2 protein-coding genes are annotated in these 658 nt (G+C 55.3%); both read left to right on the forward strand.

Going from position 1 to position 658, the window contains the following annotated elements; all coding sequences use genetic code 11:
• On the forward strand, positions 1 to 189 hold a 189-nt coding region (locus A7A77_RS18275), incomplete at its 5' end, for a hypothetical protein (protein WP_216635622.1).
• Positions 108 to 658 (forward strand): DUF6538 domain-containing protein (locus A7A77_RS18630; RefSeq protein ID WP_425388596.1); only part of this gene is annotated, 551 nt, incomplete at its 3' end. The genes A7A77_RS18275 and A7A77_RS18630, both read left to right, overlap by 82 nt.

A 658-nucleotide genomic window follows, 5' to 3' on the forward strand; every position in this document is an offset into this window, starting at 1 on the left:
ATTTTCCCGCAATCAAGTGTGACACAACTGTGTATCACAAGCGGCTTCGTGGAATATGGCGTCGAGGTGGCATCTACCAGTTTCGCATTCGAGTTCCTGCCGACCTCGTGGAGACCATTGGCAAGACACACATCAACCGAACTTTGGGCACAGCGTCGTATCGGGATGCTCTTTCACGATGCCGTCTGATTGCGCTCGAATTTGCAACAAACTTTGAGAATATGAGGTCGGGTCTGCGACCGTCGCTGCCTGTGGCACAGAAACCGAATCAAGCAGTCGCTGCTTCACCGTCACTTGAGACCGCAGGCGGCGTCACCTTGCCTGAAGCATGGGACCGATATCTTGCCGATCCGAGCAGCGCGCGCACTCGCAAGACGAAGATGGCGTATGAGACGGTCAGGAACATCGTCGTGTCAATTCTCGGGGAAGACCGACTCATTTCAGATTTGGGTCGGCAGGATTGTCGGCAGGTGTTGGAAGTCTTGCAGCACTTGCCGAGTAATTACGGGAAGAAGTGGCCCGAAATGAAGCCTCTGGCTGTCGCCGAGATGGCCAAGCGCGAGGGCCTAAAACCGATGTCAGCGGCAAACTGCAATGGATATATGTCCCGATGGTCGGGAATGATGAGTAAGCGCTGTCGCGGTCCCACCTTGCGCGG

Source organism: Croceicoccus bisphenolivorans, assembly GCF_001634625.1.
GTDB classification, from domain to species: domain Bacteria; phylum Pseudomonadota; class Alphaproteobacteria; order Sphingomonadales; family Sphingomonadaceae; genus Croceicoccus; species Croceicoccus bisphenolivorans.